The 17,901-nt window shown below is 73.0% G+C and carries 22 protein-coding genes; 11 read left to right on the forward strand and 11 right to left on the reverse strand.

Going from position 1 to position 17,901, the window contains the following annotated elements:
- Window positions 1–52: 52 nt before the first annotated feature.
- The 6 genes from ACL06G_RS16600 to folP all read right to left on the reverse strand — a co-directional run bounded on the left by ACL06G_RS16600 (window position 53) and on the right by folP (window position 4,445).
- Entirely contained in the window at window positions 53–724 is a 672-nt protein-coding gene (locus tag ACL06G_RS16600) for a GTP-binding protein (RefSeq protein WP_412786345.1), read from the reverse strand.
- Complete coding sequence (locus tag ACL06G_RS16605) at window positions 705–1,073, reverse strand: DUF742 domain-containing protein (protein ID WP_412786346.1); 369 nt, start codon at window positions 1,071–1,073, stop codon at window positions 705–707. The genes ACL06G_RS16600 and ACL06G_RS16605 overlap by 20 nt, the downstream gene beginning before the upstream one ends.
- On the reverse strand, window positions 1,070–1,486 hold the full coding sequence (locus ACL06G_RS16610) for a roadblock/LC7 domain-containing protein (protein ID WP_412786347.1): 417 nt from the start codon (window positions 1,484–1,486) through the stop codon (window positions 1,070–1,072). Before ACL06G_RS16610 ends, ACL06G_RS16605 begins: the two co-directional genes overlap by 4 nt.
- Complete coding sequence (locus tag ACL06G_RS16615; RefSeq protein ID WP_412786348.1) at window positions 1,483–2,994, reverse strand: sensor histidine kinase; 1,512 nt, start codon at window positions 2,992–2,994, stop codon at window positions 1,483–1,485. The genes ACL06G_RS16610 and ACL06G_RS16615 overlap by 4 nt, the downstream gene beginning before the upstream one ends.
- 135 nt (window positions 2,995–3,129) lie before the next feature.
- Window positions 3,130–3,588 (reverse strand): nuclear transport factor 2 family protein, encoded by a 459-nt coding sequence (locus ACL06G_RS16620; RefSeq protein WP_412786349.1) that lies wholly within the window; start codon window positions 3,586–3,588, stop codon window positions 3,130–3,132.
- A complete protein-coding gene (folP, locus tag ACL06G_RS16625) occupies window positions 3,585–4,445 on the reverse strand; it encodes a dihydropteroate synthase (RefSeq protein WP_412786350.1) in 861 nt (286 codons plus the stop codon). Before folP ends, ACL06G_RS16620 begins: the two co-directional genes overlap by 4 nt.
- A gap of 300 nt (window positions 4,446–4,745) precedes the next feature.
- Between folP and folB the strand changes: the two genes are divergently transcribed.
- The 6 genes from folB (at window position 4,746) to ACL06G_RS16655 (ending at window position 9,262) form a co-directional block, all read left to right on the forward strand.
- Window positions 4,746–5,105 carry a dihydroneopterin aldolase gene (gene folB / locus ACL06G_RS16630; protein ID WP_412786351.1) on the forward strand — a complete coding sequence of 120 codons (360 nt, stop codon included), beginning with the start codon at window positions 4,746–4,748 and terminating at the stop codon, window positions 5,103–5,105.
- Window positions 5,102–5,698, forward strand: a complete 597-nt coding sequence (folK, locus tag ACL06G_RS16635) for a 2-amino-4-hydroxy-6-hydroxymethyldihydropteridine diphosphokinase (protein ID WP_412786352.1) — start codon at window positions 5,102–5,104, stop codon at window positions 5,696–5,698. The genes folB and folK overlap by 4 nt, the downstream gene beginning before the upstream one ends.
- A gap of 14 nt (window positions 5,699–5,712) precedes the next feature.
- Window positions 5,713–6,213 (forward strand): DUF3180 domain-containing protein, encoded by a 501-nt coding sequence (locus ACL06G_RS16640; RefSeq protein WP_412786353.1) that lies wholly within the window; start codon window positions 5,713–5,715, stop codon window positions 6,211–6,213.
- 195 nt (window positions 6,214–6,408) lie between these two features.
- On the forward strand, window positions 6,409–7,170 hold the full coding sequence (locus ACL06G_RS16645) for a (Fe-S)-binding protein (RefSeq protein WP_412786400.1): 762 nt from the start codon (window positions 6,409–6,411) through the stop codon (window positions 7,168–7,170).
- Window positions 7,167–8,615 carry a lactate utilization protein B gene (locus tag ACL06G_RS16650; protein WP_412786354.1) on the forward strand — a complete coding sequence of 483 codons (1,449 nt, stop codon included), beginning with the start codon at window positions 7,167–7,169 and terminating at the stop codon, window positions 8,613–8,615. Before ACL06G_RS16645 ends, ACL06G_RS16650 begins: the two co-directional genes overlap by 4 nt.
- Entirely contained in the window at window positions 8,612–9,262 is a 651-nt protein-coding gene (locus ACL06G_RS16655; protein WP_412786355.1) for a LutC/YkgG family protein, read from the forward strand. The genes ACL06G_RS16650 and ACL06G_RS16655 overlap by 4 nt, the downstream gene beginning before the upstream one ends.
- A 31-nt stretch (window positions 9,263–9,293) precedes the next feature.
- Here ACL06G_RS16655 and ACL06G_RS16660 read toward each other — a convergent pair whose 3' ends face one another.
- The 3 genes from ACL06G_RS16660 to ACL06G_RS16670 all read right to left on the reverse strand — a co-directional run bounded on the left by ACL06G_RS16660 (window position 9,294) and on the right by ACL06G_RS16670 (window position 11,431).
- Window positions 9,294–9,494, reverse strand: a complete 201-nt coding sequence (locus ACL06G_RS16660; protein ID WP_412786356.1) for a DUF397 domain-containing protein — start codon at window positions 9,492–9,494, stop codon at window positions 9,294–9,296.
- Window positions 9,491–10,297 carry a helix-turn-helix domain-containing protein gene (locus ACL06G_RS16665; RefSeq protein WP_412786401.1) on the reverse strand — a complete coding sequence of 269 codons (807 nt, stop codon included), beginning with the start codon at window positions 10,295–10,297 and terminating at the stop codon, window positions 9,491–9,493. The genes ACL06G_RS16660 and ACL06G_RS16665 overlap by 4 nt, the downstream gene beginning before the upstream one ends.
- Window positions 10,298–10,402: 105 nt before the next feature.
- Window positions 10,403–11,431 carry a hypothetical protein gene (locus tag ACL06G_RS16670; protein WP_412786357.1) on the reverse strand — a complete coding sequence of 343 codons (1,029 nt, stop codon included), beginning with the start codon at window positions 11,429–11,431 and terminating at the stop codon, window positions 10,403–10,405.
- A gap of 301 nt (window positions 11,432–11,732) precedes the next feature.
- On the opposite strand from ACL06G_RS16670, the gene ACL06G_RS16675 reads away from it, so the two are divergent.
- Window positions 11,733–12,347: a Uma2 family endonuclease gene (locus ACL06G_RS16675; protein WP_412786358.1), complete on the forward strand. Its 615-nt coding sequence runs from the start codon at window positions 11,733–11,735 to the stop codon at window positions 12,345–12,347.
- Between the two features lie 37 nt (window positions 12,348–12,384).
- Here the strand turns inward: ACL06G_RS16675 and ACL06G_RS16680 are convergent, their stop codons facing one another.
- Window positions 12,385–13,554 carry an ABC transporter ATP-binding protein gene (locus tag ACL06G_RS16680; RefSeq protein WP_412786359.1) on the reverse strand — a complete coding sequence of 390 codons (1,170 nt, stop codon included), beginning with the start codon at window positions 13,552–13,554 and terminating at the stop codon, window positions 12,385–12,387.
- A 106-nt stretch (window positions 13,555–13,660) separates the two neighbouring features.
- Here ACL06G_RS16680 and ACL06G_RS16685 point away from each other — a divergent pair, with 106 nt between their 5' ends.
- The 4 genes from ACL06G_RS16685 (at window position 13,661) to ACL06G_RS16700 (ending at window position 17,193) form a co-directional block, all read left to right on the forward strand.
- Window positions 13,661–14,350: an ABC transporter permease gene (locus tag ACL06G_RS16685; RefSeq protein ID WP_412786360.1), complete on the forward strand. Its 690-nt coding sequence runs from the start codon at window positions 13,661–13,663 to the stop codon at window positions 14,348–14,350.
- A gap of 1 nt (window position 14,351) precedes the next feature.
- On the forward strand, window positions 14,352–15,089 hold the full coding sequence (locus tag ACL06G_RS16690; protein WP_412786361.1) for an ABC transporter permease: 738 nt from the start codon (window positions 14,352–14,354) through the stop codon (window positions 15,087–15,089).
- A gap of 108 nt (window positions 15,090–15,197) precedes the next feature.
- Entirely contained in the window at window positions 15,198–16,142 is a 945-nt protein-coding gene (locus ACL06G_RS16695; RefSeq protein ID WP_412786402.1) for an ABC transporter substrate-binding protein, read from the forward strand.
- A gap of 136 nt (window positions 16,143–16,278) precedes the next feature.
- Window positions 16,279–17,193, forward strand: coding sequence for a hypothetical protein (locus tag ACL06G_RS16700; RefSeq protein WP_412836242.1), 915 nt, complete (start codon window positions 16,279–16,281; stop codon window positions 17,191–17,193).
- A 19-nt stretch (window positions 17,194–17,212) separates the two neighbouring features.
- On the opposite strand, the gene ACL06G_RS16705 is transcribed toward ACL06G_RS16700, so the two are convergent.
- The gene (locus ACL06G_RS16705) at window positions 17,213–17,896 is read right to left on the reverse strand and encodes a response regulator (RefSeq protein ID WP_412786363.1); all 684 of its coding nucleotides are present in this window, start codon (window positions 17,894–17,896) and stop codon (window positions 17,213–17,215) included.
- Window positions 17,897–17,901: the final 5 nt, after the last annotated feature.

Raw genomic sequence — 17,901 nt, forward strand, 5'->3', positions numbered from 1 at the left:
GTGCCCTCCCGGGAGGCCGATGCCTGTCTGCGGTGGCGGGGCGCCTGCGGCGTCACGTCGAGGCGGAGCGTTGCGCGTAGTGCTCGGCCGACCGGGCGTGCACGTGGTCGACCAGGGTGATGAGGACGTCCCGGCTGGACGCGCGCTCCCGGGCGTCGCAGTCGACGAGCGGTATGTCGTCGTCGATGTCGAGGGCTTCCCGGATCTGTGCGTGGGTGTGCCGGGGGCCGCCGAAGTCGTTGTGCGCCACGATGAACGGGGTGCCGTGGTGCTCCAGCCGGTCGATGGCGTACCAGGAGTCCGCGAGCCGCCGGGTGTCCACCAGCACGACGGCGCCGAGCGTGCCGGAGAACAGCCGGTCCCACAGGAACCAGAAGCGCTCCTGACCGGGTGCTCCGAACAGGTAGAGCACGGTCCGCTCGTCGAGGCTGATCCGCCCGAAGTCGAAGGCGATCGTGGTGGTGGTCTTGCCCGCCACGGCACCGGGGTCGTCCACGGATTCCCCGGCCCGCGTCATCGTCTCCTCGGTGTTCAGCGGGCGGATGTCGCTCACCGAACGCACCAGGGTGGTCTTGCCGACTCCGAACCCGCCCACCACGACGATCTTCAGCCCGTTCTCGGCACTGCTGCTCAGCGGGGGACGCCACGCGCGGGCCGGTATGTAGGCGGAGTCGCCGGGGGCGCGGCCGCCGACGGTCGAGGGGTCAGAGGTTGCGGAGGCCAACGAGCACCTGCTTCAGAAGGTCGGGGTGGGGCACGCGTTCCGTGGCAGTGGCGGCCGTGCGGGGGTGACGGGCGGTGATGCGGCCGGCAGCCAGCAGGTCGCCGAGCAGGATGCGGGCGATACCGACCGGCAGCCCCAGATCGGACGCCACCTCCACCACGGCGGTGGGGTGGCGGCACAGCCGCAGGATCGCGGCGTGTTCGGACTGCATGCCGGGCGTGGGCTCGCACTCGGCCACCACGAGGGTCACCAGGTCGAACGTGAGCGTGTCCGACGCGGTGGACCGGCTGCGTCCGCCGGTGACGGTGTACAGCCGGTCGGGGTCGTCGTCGCGGCCGGGGCGGCTCATGCCGTGCCGCCGCCGTCGGGGACGTCGCGGGGCGGTGTGCTGAGGTGTTCGCCGATCTGCTCGACGAGTTCGTGCATGTTGTGCCCGACCAGGCCGACGTCCGCGTCCTCCGCGGCGAGTACCGCCAGGTGGGCCCCCTCGCCCGCCTCGACGACGAACAGCACGCCGCCGTAGAACTCCGTCATGGCCTGCCGCACCCCGCCCGTGCCGTCGCCGAACTCGACGGAGGCGCCCTGGGAGAGACTCTGGATGCCCGCGGCGATGGCGGCGAGCTGATCGGCCTGGTCCAGGGACAGTTCGGGTGTCCGGCACAGTTTCAGTCCGTCGCGCGAGAGGACCAGGCCGTGCCGGGCGCCCGGTGTTCTCTCCAGCAGGTTCTCCAGCAGCCAGTCGAGTGTGCCGTCGGTGGTCATTCGGGGTGGTCCTCCGGGGCGGTTGCAGCAGGGTCGGGAGAGGCGGGTGGTGCGGTGTCCCCGTCCGGCTGCTCCGGCCGAGGGGTGCCGGGCGCCCCGTCCCGGCGGACGGCCCGGCGGAACGTGCCGAGCCGGGAGCCGGACTCGGCGGCGCTGCGGGAGCGGCGCGGCCGTCCGTCGTGCGTGTCCGCGGTCCGGCGGGCGGCGTCGAGTGTCCGGCCGCGCCGGCGTCGGGGGAGCCCGCTGTCGCCGTACTCGACGGGGGCGTTGTCGACGGGAGCGCTGTCCGTGGGTGTGTTGTCCGTGGGTGTGCTGTCGACAGGCGCACCGTCGGGCAGTCCGGCGCCCCGCACGTCGGGCAGGGCCGTGCCGGCGGTCGGGGCGGCCGGAGGCGCGGCCGCTTCCGTCACCAGCTCCTGCGGGATGCGCAGCAGCACGCCGGTGCCGCCGTGCGCGGAGGGCCGGAAGGACACGGTCAGCCCGTGCTTGTGGGCGAGCCGCCCGACGACGGACAGTCCGAGGCGGGTGCCCGGAAGCGCCTCCAGGTCGCGGAGCGACCGGGGCTCCACCGCTTCCCGTGCGCGGCGCAGGGCGACGTCGCCCATCGCCAGGCCGCCGTCCTCGACAGTGATCACGACGCCTGCGGAGACCTCCTCGACGTACACGTGCACCTCGGCGGTCGGCGGCGAGAAGTTCGCGGCGTTGTCCATGAGTTCGGCCAGGGCGTGCATCACGCCCTCCGCCGCGTGCCCGGCGACGGCGACGGTGCTCGTGCTGTGCAGCCTCACCCGCTGGTAGCCCTGGATCCTGCCCATCGCGCCGCGCAGGATGCTCTCCATGCGGATGGGCTTCGCCCAGCGCCGACCGGAGCGGGCGCCGGTGAGGACGGCGATGCTGTCCGCCAACCGCCCGGCCCGGGCGGTGCGGTGGTCCAGGTGCAGCAGGTCGCTGAGGACGTCCGGATCGGCGTACCGGTGCTCCATGTCCCGCAGGTCGGCGGCCATCGAGGTGGTCAACGCCTGCACCCGCCCCGCGGCGTTGGCGCACGCCGCCACCGCGGCCGCCCGGCGGCTCTCGCCGCGGTGCACCTCGGCGGCCAGGATCCGCAGCACCCGCTGCTGTGTCCCGTCGCCTCCGGACGCGGAGGCCAGCGCCGTACCCGGGGACGCACCGTCACGGAGCTGCGCCACGACCTCGGGCACCGTCACGTCGGCGAAGTGCTCGGCCGCGGCCCGCGCCGAGGCGGCGGCCGCGTCCTTGGCGGCGCCCGTCCGGCGCAGCCGCCGTACGGTGAGGAACTGGTGCGTCGCGACGGCCACGGCGGCACACAGCAGCACCCCGCCGCCGACCGAGAACCAGGCGGCCTCGGCGCCCGCGGACGGAGGCGCTCGGTGCACGGCCCACGCGCAGGCGGACGCCACCGGCAAGGCCGTGATCAGCAACGCGAGCACGGTTCCCGTGGCCGTGCTCGTCGTCCGCGTCCGCCGCGGGGCGCTCTCGGTCGTCATCTGTGAAGGTCCTCGGGACTGGTCAGGTCCTGACGGGGGTGACCGGCGATCGACAGAGCACCAATATAGAAGAGTTCACGTCAACTTCGAACGGCAATGCGATGAACACCTGTACGGAGCGGGCCGATCCGGTGGTCAGCCGCCGAGCTCCTCGCTGCCGTCGTCGTCCTCGCCCTCCACCAGCACGGGGGAGCCGTGGTGCGACCACACCTTCCAGCGGCCGTCCTCGTCGCGGCGGAAGACGTTCGTCGCCACCACCAGGCCGCCCACCAGCGGGCCGATCTCCCCCTCGCCCTCCGCGGGACCCCCGCTCAGAATGTTCTCCGTGCAGCTGACCACCGCGGTGTCGCCGATGACGGAGACCTCCACGTCGGTGAGGAAGAACTGGATGTACTCGGTGTTCGCCATGATCAGCGCATAGCTGCGCATCACCTCGCCGCGGCCGGTGAGCACCGGCCAGCCGGGATGCACGACGCTGACCTCCGCCTCCAGCCACAGGTCCCCGAGCGCTTCCAGATCGCCCCGCTCGACCGCCTCGTACAGCGCGGTGTTCGCCGCCTCGACGGCCTCGATGTCCGTGCGGGCGCTGCTCACTCGGCTCCTTCGAGCGCCCGGGCCACCCGCACCGCGTCCGCAGTGGCGCGCACCTCGTGCACCCGCACCGCCCACGCGCCCTCCCGCGCCGCGAGAGCAGAGACGGCGGCCGTCGCGCCGTCCCGCTCCCGGGCGGGCGGCGGCGTCACGTCCGGACCACCGGCGAGTACCCGCCCGAGGAAACGCTTCCGCGACGCGGCGACCAGCATCGGGCGCTCCAGCTCGCTGCGAAACCTGCCGAGCGCGGCGACCAGCGCCAGGTCGTGCTCGGCCTGCTTGGCGAAGCCCAGACCCGGGTCGACGACGATCCGTTCCGGAGCGATGCCCCCCGCCACCGCGTCGTCCACGGCGCCGCGCAGTTCCGCGATCACCTCGCTCACGACATCCGTGTAGACCGCGCGGTCGTTCATGTCCACCGAACGGCCCCGCCAGTGCATGACGACGAACGGCGCCTCCGCCTCGGCGACGGTCGGCACCATCGCCGGATCGGCCCTGCCGCCGCTCACGTCGTTGACGAGCGAAGCACCGGCCGCCAGCGCCTGCTCCGCGACCGCGGCGCGCATGGTGTCGACGCTCACCGGAATCCCGGCCGAGACCAGGTCGCGGACCACCGGCAGCACCCGGCGCAGCTCCTCCGCCTCGTCCACGCGCGTCGCACCCGGCCGCGTCGACTCGCCGCCCACGTCGACCAGATCGGCGCCCCGGGCGGCCAGGTCCAGACCGTGCTTGACCGCGGCCTCGGGATCGAACCAGCGGCCGCCGTCCGAGAAGGAGTCCGGCGTGACGTTCACCACGCCCATCACCGCGCAGCGGTCCCACTCCGGCAGGCCCGACACCTGGCCTCGCATCGTTCTCATGCGCCCAGCCTAGGCCGTCGCGGTGCCGCGGCGCCCTCCGTGCCGTCCCGGAGGCGGCCCGGGCCGTGCGGCGCGGGCGGCGGCGCCGCTTCATGGCACGTCCGGGGGAATGCGAGAGTGGCCCGGGGCGCTACCGGGTAGGCCCCGCCCAACCTGAGCGGGACCGTCCGCCACGCCGGCGGCGGGCGGCAGCGGGGGCGCCCGCGGGTGGATTCGACAGTTCGCGTGCCCCGGCGCGCCGTGCCTCGGCGCGTGCAGGGGCGCGCCGCGTGACCGACCGAGGGAAGGAGTGGGAGCCGCATGGACCGTGTGGCACTGCACGGCCTCCGGGCCCGTGGGTATCACGGCGTCCTCCCCCGGGAACGGGAAGAGGGACAGACCTTCGTCGTGGACGTCGACATGGGGCTGGACACCCGGCCGGCCGCGGCCGGGGACGATCTGGCCCGGACGGTGCACTACGGGATCGTGGCCGAGGAGATCGAGGCCGTCGTGACGGGCGAGCCCGTCGATCTCATCGAGACGCTGGCGCAGCGCATCGCCGACGCCTGCCTCGCGCACGAAGCCGTCGCCGAGGTGCGGGTCGTCGTGCACAAGCCCGACGCGCCGATCACCGTGCCCTTCGACGACGTGACCATCACCATTCAGCGGAGCCGCGCATGACGCCGAACAGTGACCCGACCGTACAGCCGGTGCCCGCCTCCGTCGTGCACCAGGTGGACGCCGCCGACATCACCCTGAGCAACCCCAAGCACGCCGTCGTCGCGCTCGGCAGCAACCTCGGCAACCGGCTGGAGACGCTGCAGAGCGCCGTCGACGCGCTGGCGGACACGCCAGGGCTCAGGGTGAAGGCGCTCTCGCCGGTGTACGAGACGGAGCCGTGGGGCGTCGACCCGTCGAGCCAGCCGTCGTACTTCAACGCGGTCGTGCTGGTCCGCACCACCCTGCCGCCCGGCTCGCTGCTGGAACGGGGCCACGCGATCGAGGAGGCGCTGGAGCGGGTCCGCGACGAACGCTGGGGACCGCGCACGATCGACGTCGACATCGTGTCCTACCAGGACGTCGTCTCGGACGACCCGGGACTGACCCTCCCGCACCCGCGGGTGCACGAACGCGCCTTCGTCCTCGCGCCGTGGAACGACGTCGACGCCGACGCCGAGGTGCCGGGGCGCGGCAAGGTGTCCGCACTGCTGGACGCCGTGGGACGCGCGGGCGTCTCCCCGCGCACCGACCTGGAACTGAGCCTGCCCGACTGAGCGTTGGTGCCCGCGTGAGAGAACTGCGTTTCCGGACCCTGGTAGGCGTCTTCGTGGTCGCCGGCGTGCTGGCATGGGCGTTCGCCCGGCTGCTGGACCGGTACGGCGCACTGCCGCGTGTGCCGACGGCCGCGCCGATCGTGCTGGCCATCATCGCCACGGTGCTGCTCGCGACGGCGCTGTCGCTGCGGGCCCGCCTCAAGGCGCAGCGCGAGCGGCAGCCCGATGCCGCGGGCGTGGAGCCGATGATGGCCGCCCGCGCGGTCGTCTTCGGGCAGGCCAGCGCACTCGTCGCGGCACTGGTGTCCGGCCTCTACGGCGGCACCGGCGTTTTCCTGCTGCTCAGCGACATCGACACCCCGGCCCGGCACCACCAGGCGCTGTACGCCGGCTTCTCGGTGCTGGCGGGCGCCGCGGTCGTCGCCGCGGCGGTGTTCCTCCAGCGGGTGTGCCGCCTGCCCGAGGACGGCGACGACGACAACGGCGAGGGCCCGTCCTCCGCGGCGCGGACCTGAGCAGGCCCCGGGCGCCGCGGACTCACCCGAATCCCGCGCCGGGGGTGTGGTGAGCCGCCGCGGCGCAGCACACTGGTGTTCCGTTCCGTCGCACCCGCCCGCCGTCGGGCACCCCGGAGGAACCATGGGCACGACTGCCTCCCCGCGGCTCCCCGCGCCGGCCGGCCGATGACCGCGCTGCCGCCCGGCGCGGGCCTGCGCGTCGCCCTCTTCGTCACCTGCGTGAACGACGCCCTCCACCCGGACACCGGCCGCGCCACGGTCACCCTGCTGGAACGACTCGGCGTCCGGGTCGACTTCCCGGCGGCACAGACCTGCTGCGGCCAGCCGCAGTACAACACCGGCTACCGGCGGGAGACCGAACCACTGGTGCGGCGCACGGTCGCCGCCTTCGCCGGCTACGACCACGTGGTCGCGCCCTCCGCCTCCTGCGTCGCGATGGTCCGGGACACCTACCCGCGGATCGGCCGGGCGGCACGGGCCGAGGGCCGCGGCGACGCGCTCGCCGAGGCAGCCGCCCGGCTGGTGCCCCGCGTGTACGAACTCAGCGAGTTCCTGGTCGACGTGCTGGGTGTCGTCGACGTCGGCGCCTCCTACCCGCACACCGTCACCTACCACCCGTCCTGCCACGGGCTGCGCGTGCTCGGCCTGGGCGACCGCCCGCTGCGGCTGCTGCGGGCGGTGCGGGGACTCCGCCTGGTGGAGCTGCCCGGCGCGGACGAGTGCTGCGGGTTCGGCGGCACCTTCGCGGTGAAGAACGACGCCGTCTCCGCCGCCATGGGCCGGGACAAGGTCGGCCACGCCGTCTCCACCGGCGCCGACACGCTGTGCGGCGCGGACAACTCCTGCCTGACGCACCTCGACGGGCTGATCCGGCGGCAGGACGCACCGCTGCGACCGCTCCACCTCGCCGAGATCCTCGCGCACACGGAACCGGACCGGGAGGCGCCCGCATGAACACCACCTACCTCGGCATGCCGCCCTTCCCCGAGGCGGCGGCCGTCTCGACCGGCGACGCGCAGCTGCGGGCCAACCTCACCCACGCCACCCGCACCATCCGCGGCAAGCGGGCCTCGGCCGTCGCCGAACTCGACGACTGGGCACGGCTGCGGCAGGCCGGCAAGGAGATCAAGGACCGCACGCTGCGGCACCTCGACCACTACCTGCTGCGGGCCGAGGAGGCCGTCACCGCCGCGGGCGGCGTCGTCCACTGGGCCGCGGACGCCGAGGAGGCCAACCGGATCGTCACCGACCTGGTCCGGGCCACCGGCGAGCGCGAGGTCGTCAAGGTCAAGTCCATGGCGACGCAGGAGATCGGACTCAACGACGCCCTCGCAGCAGAAGGCATCGACGCCTGGGAGACGGACCTCGCCGAACTCATCGTGCAGCTCGGCGACGACCTGCCCTCCCACATCCTGGTCCCGGCGATCCACCGGAACCGCAGCGAGATCCGCGACATCTTCCGCGACGCGATGGGCCGTTGGGGACGCCCGGCCCCCGAGCAGCTGACCGACCGCCCCGACGACCTCGCCGAAGCCGCCCGGCTGCACCTGCGGGAGAAGTTCCTGCGCGCCGAGGTCGCCGTCTCCGGCGCGAACTTCCTCGTCGCGGAGAGCGGCACCCTCGTCGTCGTCGAGTCCGAGGGCAACGGCCGGATGTGCCTGACCCTCCCCGAGACGCTGATCTCCGTGGTGGGCATCGAGAAGGTGGTGCCCACCTGGCAGGACCTCGAGGTCTTCCTGCAACTGCTGCCGCGCTCCTCCACCGCCGAGCGCATGAACCCCTACACCTCGACGTGGACCGGCACCACCGACGGTGACGGCCCGCGCGCCTTCCACCTGGTCCTGCTCGACAACGGCCGCACCGACACCCTCGCCGACGAGGTCGGCCGGCAGGCGCTGCGCTGCATCCGCTGCTCCGCCTGCCTCAACGTCTGCCCGGTGTACGAGCGTGCGGGCGGCCACGCCTACGCCTCGCCCTACCCGGGCCCCATCGGTGCGATCCTCACCCCGCAACTGCGCGGCGTGCAGAGCGAGGTGGACGCCTCACTGCCCTACGCCTCCTCGCTCTGCGGGGCCTGCTACGAGGTCTGCCCGGTCGCCATCGACATCCCCGAGGTGCTGGTGCACCTGCGGGAGCGCGTGGCCGAGCAGGCGTCCGGGCACCGGGTCGAGCGGGCGGCAGTCCGGGCCGCGACCTGGCTGCTGGACCACCCGGCGGCATACGCGGCGGCCACCCGCGCCGTCTCCCGCGCCCGCGGACTCCAGCCGAAGCGGCTGCCGTTCCCCGGTGCGGCGAAGGCCTGGAGCGACAGCCGCGACCTGCCGCCGCTGCCCGCGGAGCCGTTCCGCGACTGGTGGCGAAAGAACCGCGGCGGAACGAGGGAAGGAGAACGGGAATGACCGGTTCCCGCGACCTCGTACTGCGCCGCATCCGAGCCGCCCTGGGCGACGTTCCCGCGGCCGCCTCGCCCGCCGACTCCCCGGTCGCCCGCGACTACCTCCCGGCACATGTCCCCGAGACGCCGGATACCGGGCTGGACCTGCTGGCGGAGAACCTGGCCGACTACCGCGCCCGGGTCCACCGCACCACCTCCCGGCACCTGCCGTCCGTGGTCGCGGAACTGCTGGCGGCGCGCGGCTCCCGCTCCGTGGCCGTACCGGCCGATCTGCCGCCCGCGTGGCTGAGCGAGGCGGAAGGCGTCGAACAAATCCCGGACAGCGCCGGGTTGACGGCCGCGCGGCTGGACACGGTCGACAGCGCGCTCACGGGCTGTGCGCTCGCCGTCGCCGAGACCGGCACCGTCGTCCTGGACGCCGGACCGGCGCAGGGGCGGCGTGCGCTCACCCTGGTCCCGGACCACCACATCTGCGTGATCCGCGCGGATCAGGTCGTCGCCTCGGTGCCGCGGGCACTTCCGCTGCTCGACCCGCGTCGCCCGCAGACCTGGATCTCCGGCCCCTCCGCCACCAGCGACATCGAACTGTCCCGCGTCGAGGGAGTCCACGGGCCGCGCACCCTGGACACCGTCCTCGTCGGGCCCGACTGACGGGAGCCGGGGCGGGGTTCGGGTCGTGGCCTCAGCCCCGGGCATGGTCGACGAACGCGCGCCAGGCGGCAGGAGCGAAGCGCAGGCGAGGGCCGTGCACGTTCTTGGAGTCCCGCACCTGCACCGTGCCCGACGCCGCCACCTCGACGCAGTCCGGGCCGTCGTTGGTGCTGTAACTGCTCTTCGTCCACTGCAGCGGTGTGGCGTCGCCACCGGTCGACTCGAGTGTCATCCCGCTCTCCACAGTTCCTCGATGAAGGCCAGTGACTCACGTGGAGTAAGGGCCTGGGCACGGATCATTCCATACCTCATCTCCAGGATCTGCACCTCCTTCGGATCAGTGATGAGGCGGCTGGTGAGCTGGACTTCGTCATGCGCGAGGGCCATTCCGTCCTTGAGCTTGAGCACGCGCAGCGAGCCTCCGAGCCCGGCGTGGTCCTCCGTTTCCGTGGTCATGACCTGGATGGCCACGGAAGGCATCCGTGCCAGTTGCAGGAGATGTTCGAGTTGTCGCCCGAGCACGTGGCGGCCACCGATCGGTCGGCGCAAGGTCGCCTCTTCCTGCACCACGGTCAGGAACGGAGCAGGATGCCGATCGAAGATCCCCTGCCGCGCCATGCGGGCTGCGAGGTGGCGTTCGAGATCGTCCTCGCTGTATGCGGGACGCCGCAGTTGGAAGAGGGCGCGGGCGTACTCCTCGGTCTGCAGCAGTCCGTGGACCACCGTGTTGACGTACGCGCCGAGTTCGACGGCCTCCGCTTCCAGTCTCGCCAGGTCGCGGACCTTCTTCGGGTATCGGGCTTCCGCGACGTCGCTCTTGAACGCGGCCAGTTTGCCGCCCGCGCCCAGCAGGCGGTCGGCGCCGTCGAGGAACTCCGGTCGGGGCGCGCGGCGTCCCCGCTCGACCGCCGAGACCATCTCCTCGCCGTAGCCGATTCCGGCGCCCAATTCGGACTGGCGCATCCCCGCCGCCTCCCGCCACAGCTTGATCTGGCGGCCGACGGCTCTGAGCACCGTGAACGAGTCGTCGTCCAGCGAGGCGTCCCGCGGAGCGCCGTCCGCGCCGTCCGTCGTGTACGTGCCGCTCCGACTCCGCTTGTCGTCCTGGTCCGTCCCGCCCACGCTCCACCTCCGTCGCCGCTAAGCGGCCTGTGTCGTCCTCCGTGCCGCACGCGGACTCGGGCAGTGGCTTCGTCGAGCGGCGCGGAACGCCGCGAAGCCGGTGCCGTCCGGTGCTTCCGGCTCGTCGGTTTCCCGCCCGTCGGGCTCCCCGGGCCCGGTGCGGCAGTCCCAGCAGCGGTCCTCGTCGCTGCCCGGTGGCGGAGTGAACAGCCGCGGCTGGTCGTGCCGGGTGCGGCACTCCCGCATGCGGGCCACCCGGGGCTCCGGGCGCGGCCGGGGCACCGGAGGCGGCGGCACGTCGGGCAGCGCGTTCGCCAATCTCCAGCGGAGCGCTCCGAGCGGTGAACGGGCGCCCGTGAGCCCTTCGGTGAGGAGCCGGCGGACCTGTTCCAGTGGCAGTCCGCAGGTGATCCACGGTGCGGCCAACGGTGCCCACTCGCGGGCTTTGCGGGCCGACAGCGCGAGCCGCGGCTCGCGGTGGACCAGGGAGCGCAGCAGCGCTTCGGCCGCCGCGTCGCCGGGGCCGTCCGGCGCGGGGCCGTCCGGCGCGGCCGGCGCCGGTTCGGGCCGCGGCGCGGTGGGTGGGGAGGTGTTCTCCCGGGTGTTCTTTTCGGGAAGACGGCCGGCGGCCCGAACGGTCGGCTCACCGACGGCCGGTGGGGTGGCCGTCGGTGGCTCGCCGGTGTCGCGGATCGTGCGGGCCAGGCCGGGTGCGGGGCGCCGTCCGTCCCGCACCGCCGCCGCTTCCTCCGCGGTGAGCGGGACGTTGGAGACGAGCTGCACCGTGGCGATAGTGCCGCGCTCGGTGCGGACCTTCCACTGGTGCAGGAACCCTTCCCCGAGCAGTTCCCGCTTGCCCTCCTGGAAGGCGGATTTCCGCAGTCCCGCTGCCTGCGCGGTGTCGCTGAGGTTCTCGTGGGCGTCGGCGGGGAGCGAGAGCTGCCAGTTCAGCAGGTTCTTCGCGTGCGAGCCGAGGCGTCGATTGCGCGTGATGGCGTGCGGAATCTGGGAGAACGCGCGCCGAGGCGCGATAACATGCCGGAGCATCCCGGGGACTCCTTGTTAGTCCTCGTGGTGAAGGTCCCCAGCCGGTGTTGTCAGCACCGCTGGGGACCGCCTCGTTCAGGACGAGGCGATCGGTCACGACGCAGCGTACACCCAGAGCGATCGTACGACGACACTCCGTCGCAGAGTGTCACCCTCGCCCCAGAGGTGGCACCCATGCTGCGGCGCCGTGCAGCGACCTCCCCGAAACGGTGAACCCGGCGCTCTCCGTGACCGTGGGCCGTTCGTGTCTCCTACGCTTCGTGCGTGGCGATCCCCGACCAGGAGGCGCATGATGGCACTGATGATCGAACACTCTGCGGCTACCGAGGTTCCGCGCGGTGCAGCCCGTTTTCAGGAGCTGTGCCGCACGTTGCTGGCCATGGAGGTGCCCGCCGGATACCGGGCGGAGATCATCGGGGGAAACATCGTCATGTCACCGTGGTCGCAGAAGGCCTACTGGCCGATCATGCGCAGCATTCGCGCTCAGCTGGAGTCGCACGCTCCTCCCGGCCACGCCGCGGACAGCTCGCCCTTCCTCTTCGCTTTCCCCGCGCTGGAGCGTGCCTACGGTCCGGACGTCTACGTGGTCGCAGAGAGCGCTTTCCAGGGCCGAGGCCGGTACGTGGACGGAGAGGCGCTCTCCCTCGTGGCCGAGCTGACGTCCGACTCGACCCGGGACACCGACTGGGACGACAAGGCGCCGGCCTACGGCCGGGCCGGTGTGCCGGTGTATCTGCTGCTGGACATGCAGGAGGAGACGGCCACGGTCCTCTGGCAGCCCACCGCCCACGGCTACGTCTCCCGTCTGACGGTGCCGTTCGGTGAACGGCTGCGCATCCCGGCACCGTTCGACTGCGACCTCGATACCTCGACCTTCGGCGCGGCGGCGGCCCGGGCCGAGGAGCCGCCCCGGTAGGCCGCAGTTCGCGGAGCGCTGCCGCCTTCGGCGGGGCCTACACGCCCGTCACGGACCGGAAGTCGACGTCCTCCCGCGGAACGTCGCGCGCGTCGGCGTCCACGGACCGCCGCAATGCCTCGTGCAGGCGGGCCGGGGTGAGGACGCCGACGAAGCACGCGCCGTCGCCCTCGCCGTCGAGGACGGCCACCCAGCCCGCGTCGTGCTGGAGCATCGTGCTGAACGCCTGCTTGAGCGAGGCCCCGAGCGGCAGCCACGCCTCCATGCGGCGGGCGCTGTCCCGCACCGTGCCGTGACCGCCGGACACCGCATCGGCGGACACCCAGCCGTGCAGTCCGCCCGCGGTGTCCAGCACGACGGCCCAGTGCGCGCCCTCGCGCCCCATGCGCTCCGCCGCGTCGGCCGCCGCGTCGTCCTGGCCCACGATCGGCGGCTGCACCAGATCGCCCCGTTCGATGGGCGTCACCGACAGCCGCTTCAACCCGCGGTCGGCACCCACGAAGTCGGCGACGTACGGCGTGGCCGGTGCCCCCAGCACCTGTGCGGGCGGCGCGAGCTGTTCGACCCGTCCCTCTCCGTACACGGCCATCCGATCGCCCAGCCGGACGGCCTCCTCGATGTCGTGCGTGACGAACAGCACGGTCTTGCGCACGGTCGCCTGGAGCTTGAGGAACTCGTTCTGCAGGTGCTCCCGCACGACCGGGTCCACCGCGCCGAACGGCTCGTCCATCAGCAGCACCGGCGGGTCGGCGGCCAGCGCCCGCGCGACACCCACCCGTTGGCGCTGGCCTCCCGACAACTGGTCGGGGTAGCGCTTCCCGAACACCGACGGGTCGAGTCCCACCAGATCCAGCAGTTCCGCTGCGCGTTGCCGTGCCCGGGCCTTCTTCACGCCCAGCAGGTGCGGCACGGTCGCGGTGTTGTCCAGTACCGTCCGGTGCGGGAAGAGCCCCACGTGCTGGATGACGTAGCCGATCCTGCGGCGCAGCTCCACGGGGTCGACGCCCGCGATGTCCTCGCCGTCTACCAGGACGCGTCCGGAGGTCGGTTCGATCAGGCGGTTGACCATCTTCATGGTGGTGGTCTTGCCGCAGCCGGACGGCCCGACGAGGGTGACCAGTTCACCCTCCGCCACGTCGAACGACAGGTCGTCCACGGCCACCGTGCCGTCGGGGTACCGCTTGCTGGCGCCATCGAAACGAATCACACTGTCATCCTGTCAGGCGCACGGGCGACATGTCCGTACGCGGTGGTCACGGTTCGGCCGGTGCACCGCAGGACCGTCCGCGCATCGGTGAGGGAAGGAAGCCCGGGTGGCGTCGAGAGACTGCCTGACGGCCAACGACTGGATCTGCGCCGAATACGTCCGTTCCCGCAGCGGTGAACTGGTCGACGCGACGGTGCAGCACATCGGCATCGCCGCGGGAGCGGTCGTGATCAGCCTGCTGGTCGCGCTCCCCATGGCGTTGGCCGCGCGCCGTTGGCGGCCTGCCGCCGAGCCGCTGCTGGGCCTGACGACGGTCCTCTACACGATTCCCTCGCTGGCGATGTTCGCCCTGCTGCTGCCCGTCTTCGGGGTCTCCGCCGCCGTCGTGGTCAGCGGCCTGGTGCTGTACTCCCTCACCGTTCTGGTGCGGAACGTCCTCGCCGGGCTCGACGCCGTGCCGGAGGAGGCGCGCGAGGCGGCACGCGGCATGGGCTACGGCTCGTGGCGCCTGCTCTTCGAGGTCGAACTCCCGCTGGTGGTACCGGCCCTGATGGCCGGGGTGCGGATCACCACCGTCTCGGCCGTCTCCCTCACCACCGTCGGCGCCATCGTCGGCTACGGCGGCCTCGGCAACCTCATCTACAGCGGCATGGACAGCTTCTTCAAGGCGCAGGTCCTCACCGCGTCCGCCGTCTGCGTCGTGCTGGCCGTCTCCGCGGACCTGCTGCTGCTCGGCGTCCAGCGGATGCTCACCCCGTGGGCCCGCCACCGTGCCCCGGCCGGAAAGGGGGCCTGACATGGGTGTGCTGCCCGACGCCTGGCTCTGGCTCTCGACCGCCGCGCACTGGACCGAAACCGGCGGTGTTCTGCAACGCCTGGGCGAGCACCTGTACCTCACCGCGGTCTGCCTCGGCATCGCCTGCGGCCTCGCCCTCCCCCTCGCCGTGTGGCTCGGCCACATCGGCCGCGGCGGCGCCCTGGCGGTCAACCTGTCCAACGCGGGCCGCGCCGTCCCCACGTTCGCCGTGCTGGTGCTGCTCACTCTCAGCCCCCTCGGCCGCTACGGCGACGTGCCGACGATCCTCGCCCTCGTGCTGTTCGCGATCCCGCCGCTGCTGACCAACGCCTACGTCGGCATGCGGGAGGCCGACCCCGAGGCCGTGGAGGCAGCCCGAGGCATGGGCATGTCCGGCGGGCAGCTCCTCGCCCGGGTCGAACTGCCCCTGGCGTACCCGCTGCTGGCCACCGGCGTACGGTCCGCGGCCGTGCAGGTCGTCGCCACCGCGACGCTCGCGGCGCTCGCCGGCGGCGGAGGCCTCGGCCGGATCGTCACCGCCGGGTTCCGCACCTACGACACCGCGCAGGTCGTGGCCGGCGCGGCACTGGTCGCCGTGCTCGCACTGCTCGTCGAGGCCGTGCTGGTGCTTCTCGGCCGCCTGCTCGACCCCATGCGGGGCCGCCGCCGTACCGCCCGCGGCACGGCCCGCGGCACGGCCTCCGAAGCCGCCCCGGAACCCGCGAAGTCACCCGCCTGAGGGCCGTCCGTGGCATGCTGGGCCGCCGTCGTGACTTCGCACAGATGGACGGTGACTGACGTGATCCGCAGCAGCACTTCACCCCGCGGCCGCAGAGCAACCCGTGCGGTGGTCGGCGCCTCGACGGCGGTTCTCCTGGCCGCCGGGCTGACGGCGTGCGGCGGCGAGAGCCTCGAACAGCAGGGCGGGGACGACGCGGCCGGTGACGGCACGTCGCTCGTCGTCGGCTCCGCCGGCTTCACCGAGTCGAAGGTTCTCGCCGGCCTGTACGCCCACGTGCTCCGGGACGCCGGGTACGACACCACCGTCAAGACACTGAACAACCGCGAGCTGTACGAACCGGCCCTGGAGAAGGGCCAGATCGACCTCGTTCCGGAATACGCCGCCACCCTCGCCGAGTTCCTCAACGCCAAGGTGAACGGCGCCGACGCCGCCGCGAAGAAGCCGGTCGCCTCCAACGACGTCGACGCCACCGTCGCCGCCCTGGAGAAACTGGCCTCCCAGCGGGGACTGAAGGTCCTCGACGTCGGTGAGGCAGTCGACCAGAACGCCTTCGCCGTCACGAAGAAGTTCGCCGCGCAGCACGACCTGAAGACGCTGTCCGACCTCGGGGCCGCGGACGTCGAGGTGCGCCTCGCCGCCGGCGACGAGTGCGTCGAACGACCGTTCTGCCAGCCCGGGCTGGAGAAGACGTACAACGTCGACGTCACCGAGGTCGACCCCAAGGGTGTCGGCACCACCCAGGCGAAGCAGTCGGTGAAGAACGGCACCAACCAGCTGGTGCTGACCACCACCACCGACGCCACCCTGCAGGACTTCGGGCTGGTGCTCCTGGAGGACGACAAGGGGCTCCAGAACGCCGACAACGTCCTGCCGGTCGTCAACCCCGACTCCCTCGGCGGCGGAAAGGCCGTGGCGGCGCTCAACGAGCTCACCGCCACCCTCACCACCGAGGACCTGGTCGACCTCAACCGCCAGGTCGACGCGGAACGCCGCAAGCCGGACGACGTCGCCCGCGCCTACCTGGAGAAGAAGGGCCTCCTCGACGGCTGACACACCGCCGCGACGCCCACGCCTGCGCCCATCACCCGGGCCGCGGCCGGTTACCGGCCGCGGCCCGGGTGACCGGCCGATAACAATGCCCTCGCACGGTGTCGCGCTCCTGGGCACACACGGTAAATTTCCGACCATGCCCCGTGGACGTCATCGCCATGAGCAGCCTCTGCACCGTCTCCTGCCGCCTGCAGCGGTCGCAGCGGCAGCCCTCGCGTGCGCGGGCGGCGCCTGGCTCGTCGGCACGCCGGGAGTCGCCGACACCGACACTGTCGTACTCCGCGCCCTCACGGCCGCCGCGGCCGCAGCCGCCGTGGCGGGAGCCGTACTCGCCCGCCGCTGGGACCGCGGACGTGCCCGCCGGGTCTCCGAACTCGAGGCCCGCCTGTCCGCCGCCGAAGGGCGCGCCGAGGAGCGCCAGGCGGAGCACGAGTCGGAGAGCGAGAAGGCCGGCGCGCTGCGCGCGGCGCTGGAGAAGAAGCTGGTGGCCAAGCGCACCGAACTCGGGCGGCTGCGCAGCGAGCACGCCGCTCTGCTGCGGCGCTACGCCACCGCCGAGACGCTCCGCGCCAGCGCCCTCGAAGGGCGCCGCGTCCTGGAACTGGAGAGCGCCGGCGCCACGGAGACCCGGGCGCTGACGACCGGTGCGGCCGACCACCGCAACGCCGCCGGTGCCCCCACCTCGCTGACCTACCTCCAGGCGGTCGAGGCGCTGCAGCGGCTCAAGCTCAGCGGAGAGCGGCAGCGCCGGCTCCGCGCCATCGAAGCGGTCGGCTCCGACGGCGCCGACGTGCCCGCACCCGCACCGGCCACACCCGTTCCGCCGTCCGCCGCCGTGGCGCGGCAGCCGGGCGGCGGCTTCGACTTCTTCGGAGCGGCCAAGAACCCCGCCGCCGCGTCGCCGTCGGACGACGCCGACGACGCCCCACCGCCCGTGGCGCCCCCGGCCTCTCCGGCACCCCCGGCGCGGAGGAGAACGGCGGGCAAGGTCTTCGACCTCGGCGCCGAAGAGGACGACGGCGACGCCCCGTCGCTGCGCGGCGCCGTCTGACGCCGCTCGCGCCGCACCGTCAGCGGGACGGCCCGCCCGCCCGCACCAGGCCCGTCTCGTAGGCGAGCACCACCGCCTGCACCCGGTCCCGCAGCTCCAGCTTGCCCAGGATGCGGCCCACATGGGTCTTCACCGTCGCCTCCGACAGCACCAGGCGGGCCGCGATCTCCCCGTTCGACAACCCCTGCGCCACCAGCAGCAGGACCTCCCGCTCCCGCTCGGTCAGCCGCCGCAGCGCACGGGGCTGCTGCGGCGACGTGGCCGGCAGCACCGTCGCGAACCGGTCGATCATGCGCCGCGTCGTGCTCGGCGCCACCACCGCGTCGCCGCTGTGCACGGCCCGGACGGCGGCGAGGAGTTCGGACGGCGGCACGTCCTTCAGCAGGAACCCGCCGGCACCCGCGCGGAGTGCGGTGAACGCGTAGGCGTCCAGATCGAAGGTGGTGAGGATGAGCACCCTCGGCGCGCCCGGCCCGCCCGCCCCTTCGCGGCAGATCCGCTGCGTGGTCTCCACCCCGTCGAGCCGCGGCATCCGTACGTCCATCAGCACCACGTCCACGGCCGTCGCGCCGAGGATCTCCAGCGCCTCCAGGCCGTCGCCCGCCTCCGCCACCACCTCCATGTCGGGTTGCGCCGACAGCACCATGCGGAAGCCGGTGCGCAGCAGCGCCTGGTCGTCGACGAGCATCACGCGGATGGCCACGCCGC

Origin of the sequence: Streptomyces callyspongiae (assembly GCF_047200695.1) — a bacterium.
In the GTDB taxonomy this organism is placed as follows: domain Bacteria; phylum Actinomycetota; class Actinomycetes; order Streptomycetales; family Streptomycetaceae; genus Streptomyces.